This is a genomic window from Streptomyces sp. 15-116A (genome assembly GCF_025290915.1).
Classification (GTDB): domain Bacteria; phylum Actinomycetota; class Actinomycetes; order Streptomycetales; family Streptomycetaceae; genus Streptomyces.
In genome coordinates, this window is record NZ_JAOCQE010000299.1 from 1 (window position 1) to 7257 (window position 7257).

Annotated in this window: 4 protein-coding genes and 1 pseudogene; all 5 read right to left on the reverse strand. The window is 71.6% G+C overall.

The genetic code is table 11. The features are described 5' to 3' along the window. Positions 1 to 307 (reverse strand): annotated as a pseudogene (locus N4P33_RS30255) (hypothetical protein); the annotation flags it as partial. A gap of 74 nt (positions 308 to 381) precedes the next feature. Next, positions 382 to 2538 (reverse strand): germacradienol/geosmin synthase Cyc2, encoded by a 2157-nt coding sequence (gene cyc2 / locus N4P33_RS30260; protein ID WP_260830136.1) that lies wholly within the window; start codon positions 2536 to 2538, stop codon positions 382 to 384. Between the two features lie 151 nt (positions 2539 to 2689). Continuing rightward, positions 2690 to 3874, reverse strand: a complete 1185-nt coding sequence (locus N4P33_RS30265; protein ID WP_260830137.1) for a damage-control phosphatase ARMT1 family protein — start codon at positions 3872 to 3874, stop codon at positions 2690 to 2692. Between the two features lie 41 nt (positions 3875 to 3915). Further along, positions 3916 to 4563 carry a ScbR family autoregulator-binding transcription factor gene (locus N4P33_RS30270; protein WP_260830138.1) on the reverse strand — a complete coding sequence of 216 codons (648 nt, stop codon included), beginning with the start codon at positions 4561 to 4563 and terminating at the stop codon, positions 3916 to 3918. 270 nt (positions 4564 to 4833) lie between these two features. After that, a complete protein-coding gene (locus N4P33_RS30275) occupies positions 4834 to 6642 on the reverse strand; it encodes a S8 family serine peptidase (protein ID WP_260830139.1) in 1809 nt (602 codons plus the stop codon). Positions 6643 to 7257 lie beyond the last annotated feature (615 nt).

The window sequence follows — 7257 nt, forward strand, 5'->3', positions numbered from 1 at the left end:
CCGGTCCGCCGCCGCCCGGCTGCGGCTGGTGCATCCCGGGGAGCCTGCCCGCCCCGGCCAGTGTGGCGCCCACGGCTCCCAGCCCCACCCCGGACAGCACCAGCACCATGCCGGCCAGCAGTGCGAACAACGCGGAGACGAGACGCCGCCCGCGCCGCCGCGCGGCATGCTCCCGCCGCTGCCGCGGCCGACCGGGACCGCCCTCGCTCCCCTTCTTCCGCCGCCAGCCCCCCTTCCCGTACTCCTTCCAGCCACCCCCCGATGCGCCGCCCGGCAGCGGCTTGGGGCGCAAGGCCGCCTGTTCCATGGATCACCTCCCCTGAAGTGCTACCCGGCGCACCGGACGGCGACGAGACACGAACGAGTGAGACTGACGGCGGGTCAGCCGAGCACGGGCATCGACGGTGTTCTGTGCGGGAGGAAGCCGTGGGCGCGGCGGGAGAGCCAGGCGTCCTTGTAGCGGTCCACGCTGCGATGCCAGTTGAGGATGCCGGCCATCCAGTTCCGCAGGTCCGTCACGTAGTCCCCCATGACCGCCCTCGCCTCACCCGACAGGGCGAAGTCCTCGTACAGCACGGGCAGTTCGTGCTCGACGACATGCTCGAACTGGCGCAGGCGCTGGTCCATCAGGTCGTGCACGATGCCGAGGCCCGTCGGGTAGTCGCAGCCGAAGAAGTTCTGCACGACGAGGATCGCGTTGTGGATCTCGCCCTCGTACTCGATCTCCTTCTGGTACGAGAAGACGTCGTTGAGCAGGCACGCGTAGTCGATGGCGGCGTTCTCCATCGACCGCACCGGGCCGCTGCGGTACACCTCGGGCGGGACGGCGGGGCCGTGGCCCATGCGGCACAGGCTCAGGGTGAGGTCGGAGCCGAAGGTCTGCCGGCGCATCTCGAGGTAGTCGACGGGGTCGGGGATGCGGTGCTGCATCTGATTGGCCAGCTCCCACAGCCAGCTCTCGGTCATGACGTTCACCGCGTGCTTCAGTGTGCGGCGCGCCTCGGGGGTCATGGCCGCGGTGGTGCGCGCCCACAGGTCGGTCAGGGCGCGCTCCATGGCGTTGGCGGGCACGGGCACCGGTTCGCCCTCGACCGGCATGCAGTCCGACAGGCGGGCGGTCGTCAGCCGGGCGGCGGCCAGGTCGCGGCGGTGGCCGTAGACCAGCGGGTAGTAGTCGTCGCCGTACGTCCCCCAGGCGAGCCACTGGGCGCTGAGGTCGAGGGCCTCGGGGGTGGCGTCGGGGTCGAGTCCGGCGGAGCACAGCGCCAGGTCGTAGGCGGCGAGTTTGTCCTCGTCCCAGACGCCCTCGGTGAGGATGCCCATCCGGTCGCACCAGGTGACGAGGTGCGCGCGGGAGGCGTCGAGGTGGGGGCAGAGCTCCAGCGGGAACGGCATGCGGATGTCGGGGATCCGGGCGGGGCCGACCTTCTGGTACGGCACGTGGGTGTACGCGCGCAGGCGGTCGGCCCCGGCCGAGGCGAGCAGGGCGCGGACGTCGGCGGCCGAGGTCCCCGGCCCGCTCGGACCGGCCCACGGGCTGCTGTCCAGCGCGCCCTCGTTCATGTATCTGCTGGAGCGCATGTGCCACTCGTGGCCGCCGGACTGCCAGTCCTGCAGCCCCTTCGCGTACGCGGCGACGGCCGCCACCTCGCCGGGTCCGAGCCCCTTCTCCAGGGCGACCGCGGGGACTTCGGTGAACGCCGTGTGCTCGAACTGCTGGAGCCGTGAGGTGAGGACGTCGTTGACGGTGTCGGCGGCCTCCTGGGTGGTGCAGCCGAAGAAGGTCTCCAGGACGAGGACGCCGTTGCTGAGTTCGCCCTCGTCCTCGACCTCCCGCTGGTAGGAGAACAGGTCGTTGCGCAGGTGCACGGCGTCGGAGAAGGTCTCCATCAGGACCCGCAGCGGCCTGGAGTCCGCGACGGCGGCGGGGACTTCGGCGGTCGCGTACTCGACGAGGCCCGCCGACCAGGGGGCGCCGCCGACCTTGCGGCGCATCTCGATGTACTCGACGGGGTTGGCGATCCGCCCCTCGTTGATGTTGGACAGCTCCCACAGCGACTCGTTGAGGAGGTGCTCGGTGGCGACCGCGAACCGGCGGCGCCAGTGGGCGGACATGGCCGGTACGGTGCGCGCCCACAGGTCGGCGAGGCCCGCCTCGACCGGGTTGTGCGGCTCGGGCACCTGGGCCGAGTCGTCGAGCGGCATGAACAGCGGCAGCCGGTCCAGATGGGCCTTGCCGCCGGCGCGGTCCTGGGTGCGTTTGAACTTCTCCAGGAAGTGGTCGTCGAAGAAGAAGACCCACACGTACCAGTCGGTGATGAGCGACAGGGCCGGTCCGTCGCAGTCGGGGTGGGTGTAGGCGCAGAGCAGTCCGTAGTCGTGCGCGTCGAGATCGGACTGCTCCCAGACCCCGGAACCCTCCAGCATGCCCATCTCGCGCGCCCACGCCGTCGAGTGGGCCCGGGCCTCGTCGACATGCGGGTTCAGCCGCGCGGGGTACGGCAGGTAGAAGTGGGGGAGTTCGAACGGCTGCGTCATGGCCGGGAGCTACCCGCGGGTCTCCGGCCGCATCCACCGGCCCGGACATGATCACACCATCGCGTGAACCGCCCCCGAAACGGGAGCTCAGGCGCCATGTCCGCACCTGGATCTGCGAGTCCGTACCTGGATCAGCGAGTCCGTACCTGGATCAGCGAGTCCGTACCTGGATCAGCGCATGCGTGCCGCTCGTGCGCCAGCGCCCGCCCGTCTCCGCCGCGTCCAGCGCCGCCTCCGTGTCCGCGGTCAGTCCCGTGATCACATCCGACTTGAGCGTGCGCAGCGCGGCGACCGGACCCGGGAAGTATCCGGTGACGTCCGCGAACGGCGTGGTCGGCGGCCAGTACCGGTCGCCCACGAGGCGGCGGTAGTTGAGGTCGCCCTTGACCACGGTGACGGCGGCCGAGGCGAAGTCGGCGCGCAGGTCGTCCGGCATGTCCGCGTACGGCAGCGGGGAGCAGGAGAAGGGGTGGGCGCGGAGCATTAGCCGGCCGTCGGAGAGGGCGGACCACAGGCGGTGGCCGTACCCGGCCGCCGCTCCCCCGGCTCCGGTGAGCCGGCGCAGGGCGTCGACCACGTCGGCGCCGGTGGCGTCGGAGACGTAGTACGGGTACGGCTTGACGTGCAGCACGGCCCGCGCGATGTGACCGTGGGTCAGCAGATGGTCGAGGAGCAGCAGGTCGGGGACGAGTTCGCGGCCCGCGTTGTCGGCGACCAGGCACAGCGTGCCCGTGCCGGAGGTGCCGAGCAGCGACCAGAGCCGCTCGCTGTCGTCGGCCACCAGGCCCGGGACGGCGGCCGTCTCCTCGGCGCCCTCGGCGGAGAGCCGGAAGCCGAGGTCGGCGCGGTTGCCCCAGAGCGAGCCGTGCAGCAGGGCGCGGGCCCGCTCGTCGGCCGGGCGGTCGGCGAGGGCGTACAGCGCGGCCAGTTCCTCGTCCGTGGCGGCCGAGTCGAGTTCGGCGCGTTTGGAGGGGCGGAAGGGGTCGACGCCCTGCCAGGGGCCGGGGGCGAAGTAGCCGACGGCGTGCAGGAGTTGCCGGTAGAACCAGCTCTCGGACCACAGCCAGGGCACGTCGTACCAGGACTGTCCGGCGTACGTCGTCATCCCCCAGCTCTCCCAGCGTGCGCGATCGTGCGCGTCCGCCGGGAGGGGTTCGATCTCGCCCTTGGTGCAGTTGACCAGCAGCGCGTCGAGCGCGCGCCGCTGCCAGGGCTCGTACGGGAAGGCCTCGCGCACCTGCCGGATGATCGCGGGGTGCCGCTCGGCCAGCACGCTGTGCGGGAACGAGCCGGGTTCGTCGCCGAGGATCACGGGGGCGGTGGGGGTGTCGGACATGCCGCTCACCGTAACGCGCGCCCGTGAGCGGACGCGGCACGTCACACCGGGGCGATCTCCCGTTCCAGCCGGGCGGCCAGGCTGAGGTAGCGGGCGCGGCGGGTCACCGGGACCAGGCCGCGGACGAGCAGGTGCCACATCTCGGCCGTCCGGCGGGGCTGCCGGGAGACGGGTTCGCGGGAGCGGCCCACCACGCGGGTGCCGACGAAGAAACAGACCAGGGAGTGGGCGACGACGTCGACGTCGACGTCGGGGTGGATGTCGGCCTCCTTGACCGCGCCGAGGAGCCGGGCCGTGACGATCTCCAGCCACTCGGTGAAGGGATGGCTGAGCGGCGGGCGGGGCCGGATGCCGCCGGTGGCGAGGCGCAGTCCGGCCCGCAGGACCGGGTCCTCGGTGGACAGGCGGGCTATGCCGAAGGTGAGGCGCATCAGCGCCTCCAGCGAGGTGTGGCCCCGGCTCTCGGTCTCGCGGGCCAGACGGCGGCACGTCGAGGACTGCAACTCCAGGACGGCGTGGGCCAGATCCTCCTTCGCCGCGAAGTGGAAGTAGAGGGCCCCCTTGGTGACCTGGGCGTGCTCGACGATGTCGCTGAGACTGGTCGATTCATAGCCCTGCCGGTCGAACAGGTCGGCGGCGGCCCTGATGATCGTCGCGCGGGTCTGCTCGGCGCGTACCTGCCTCGCCATCGACTGAACTCCTGTGCCGGGAAAGGAACGGGTCATGCCGTTTGTTTTTAACCGCGCGTACACGATAACTTACCCTACGACTCCGTTCATCGCACCGGTCCCCCTCAGACTCGGCACACAACCGGCAAAAACTGCACAGCTGTTGAAAGAAGAAACAGCGCTGGCGGTATCTAAGTGCGGCAGTTCGAGAGCGACAAGAGGAAGGCGGGCCGGCCGGCGCCCATCCGCACCGGTCGGCCCGCCTGCTTGGGGGCGGAGCAAGTCCTGCTGTCAGAAGGTCAGTTGCCAGCTGTTGAGCCGCCCGGTGTCCAGCGCCGCCGTGTCCTGGACGCGCAGCTTCCAGGTGCCGTTCGCGCTCTCGGCGGAGGCGTCGACGGTGTAGGTGGTGCGGACGTCGTCCGCCGAGTCCGAGGAGCTCGCGGACTTCAGGCGGTACACCGAACCGTCCGGCGCCACCAGGTCGACGACCAGGTCACCGCGGTAGGTGTGGGTGATGTCCACGCCCACCTTCAGGGCCGCCGGGGCGTTGCCGCTGCGGCCGGTGACGCTGATCGGCGACTCGATCGCCGAGCCGTTGTCGGGGACGGAGAAGGCGGTGCTGCTCGCGTACGTGGAGCCCGTGGGCGTACCGCCGCCCGTGACCGCCTGGACGGTCTTCGCCGCGTCCGCCAGACCGGCGCCGCAGCCGCCGGAGCAGGTGCCGGGCAGGGCACGGGCGTTGGACTTGATCGCGGACTCGATCTGCGCCGGGGTGAGCGCGGGGGCGGCCGACTTCATCAGGGCGGCGAGGCCCGCGATGTGCGGGGTGGCCATGCTGGTGCCCTGGTAGAAGGCGTAGTTCTCGGTGGACGGGGTGCGGGTGCCGGAGTTGAGCGTCGACAGGATGCCGTTGGCGGTCGAGGTGCGGGTCTCGCCGCCGGGCGCGGCGATGTCCACGACCGAGCCGTAGTTGGAGTACGAGGCCCGGCTGCCGGAGCGGTTGGTGGCGGCGACGGTGATGACGTTGCCGCAGTTCGCCGGGGAGGAGTTGGCGGCGTTCTGGTTCTCGTTGCCGGCCGCGACGACCACCGTGGTGCCGCGGTTCACGGCGGCGTTGATGGCGCTCTGGGTGGCGGTGGAGCAGGCGCCGCCCCCGCCGAGGCTCATGTTGATGACCTTGGCGACGTTGGTGTTGGCGGGCACGCCGGAGACGGTGCCGCCGGACGCCCAGGTGATGGCGTCGATGATGTCGGAGTCGTAGCCGCCGCACTTGCCGAGCACCCGCACCGGGGAGATCTTCGCGCCGTACGCGATGCCGGCGACGCCCTTGCCGTTGTTGGTGGCGGCGGCGATGGTGCCGGCCACGTGGGTGCCGTGCCAGGAGGAGTCACTGCCGGCGGCCTGGCCGCACTCGCCGGCGGCGTACCAGTCGCCGGGGTCGGCCGGGTTGCTGTCGCGGCCGTTGCCGTCGACGGAGACGGCGGTGTCGGAGATGAAGTCGTAGCCGCCGACGATGTTCGCCGCGAGGTCGGAGTGGCTGACGTAGCCGGTGTCGATGACGGCGACGGTGACACCGCTGCCGGTGGTCAGGTCCCAGGCGCCCGGTACGCGCATGCCCGCGGTGGACTCGAACAGGTCCCACTGCTGGGAGTACTCGGTGTCGTTCGGGGTGGCGAGCGGCTTGTTGAGGCGGTCCGGTACGACGTAGGCGACCTGCGGGTCGGCCTCGTACTCCGCGACGACGTCGGCGACGTCGGTCCTGGTGGCCTGCTCGCCGAGGTCGACGAGGGCGGCGCCGGTGCCGAGACGGCGCTCGAAGTCGACGTCCTCGCCCGTCTGCTCGCCCTTGGCGGCGGCGTCGGCGGCGGCCGCCTTGTTCGACGTGGCCTCGGCGGCGCCGGACTTGTAGCCGACGATGAGGCGTTCGGCGGGGGTGCCGGGGGCGGCCTCGGTCTGCGCGGAGGGGACTGCAGGAGGCTCGGTGGGGTTGTCCTGGGCGACGGCGAGGTGGGTGGAGGCGGCCGTCAGCAGGGTGAGGGATATCGCCGCGACGGACAGGGGGGTCCGTCTCCGGGGGGAGTTCGTGGGGGAGGTACGCAAGGGTGTGCCTTTCGTGCCGGGACTCCGGGCAGCGGAGTGGGGAGATGGGTCGATTCGCTTCGTCCTCGAAGCGGCGGGGGTGCATCGACGTGCGGCGTCGGCCGGCCAGGCGCTTGCGGCGACCCGTTCGGGGTTACCTGTGGGTCAGCTGCGCTGGAACGATAGGCAAGGGGCGGTGCGGTGGGATACGGGGGAAACCCTCGATCCGGCTGGAAAACCACCCTTGATGGCCTAGGGGGCGCGGGACTTGACCGGGATTGGGTGCCTTGCCGTAGGTCATGGGAGGGTGCGGACTGTGTGTGGTCGCGTGCGGCTTGTTCGTGGCTGGTCGCGCAGTTCCCCGCGCCCCTGAGGGCAGTGGGTGTGAACGGGGCGGGTGGTTCGTCCGTACTGCACGGGAGGGAGCGGTTCTCCGCGGGACGGCCGCGCCCGGCCGTCACTTCCCCGCGCCGAGGAGGCGTTTTTCGGATGTCCCGGACGACCGCACACCGCGTCGCGCTCGCGGCCGCCCTGGTGACCCCGCTGCTGCTGCCGCTTGCGACGGCGGCACCCGCGCGGGCGCACGGGGCGCCGACGGACCCGGTGAGCCGGGTGGTGGCCTGCTCGCCCGAGGGC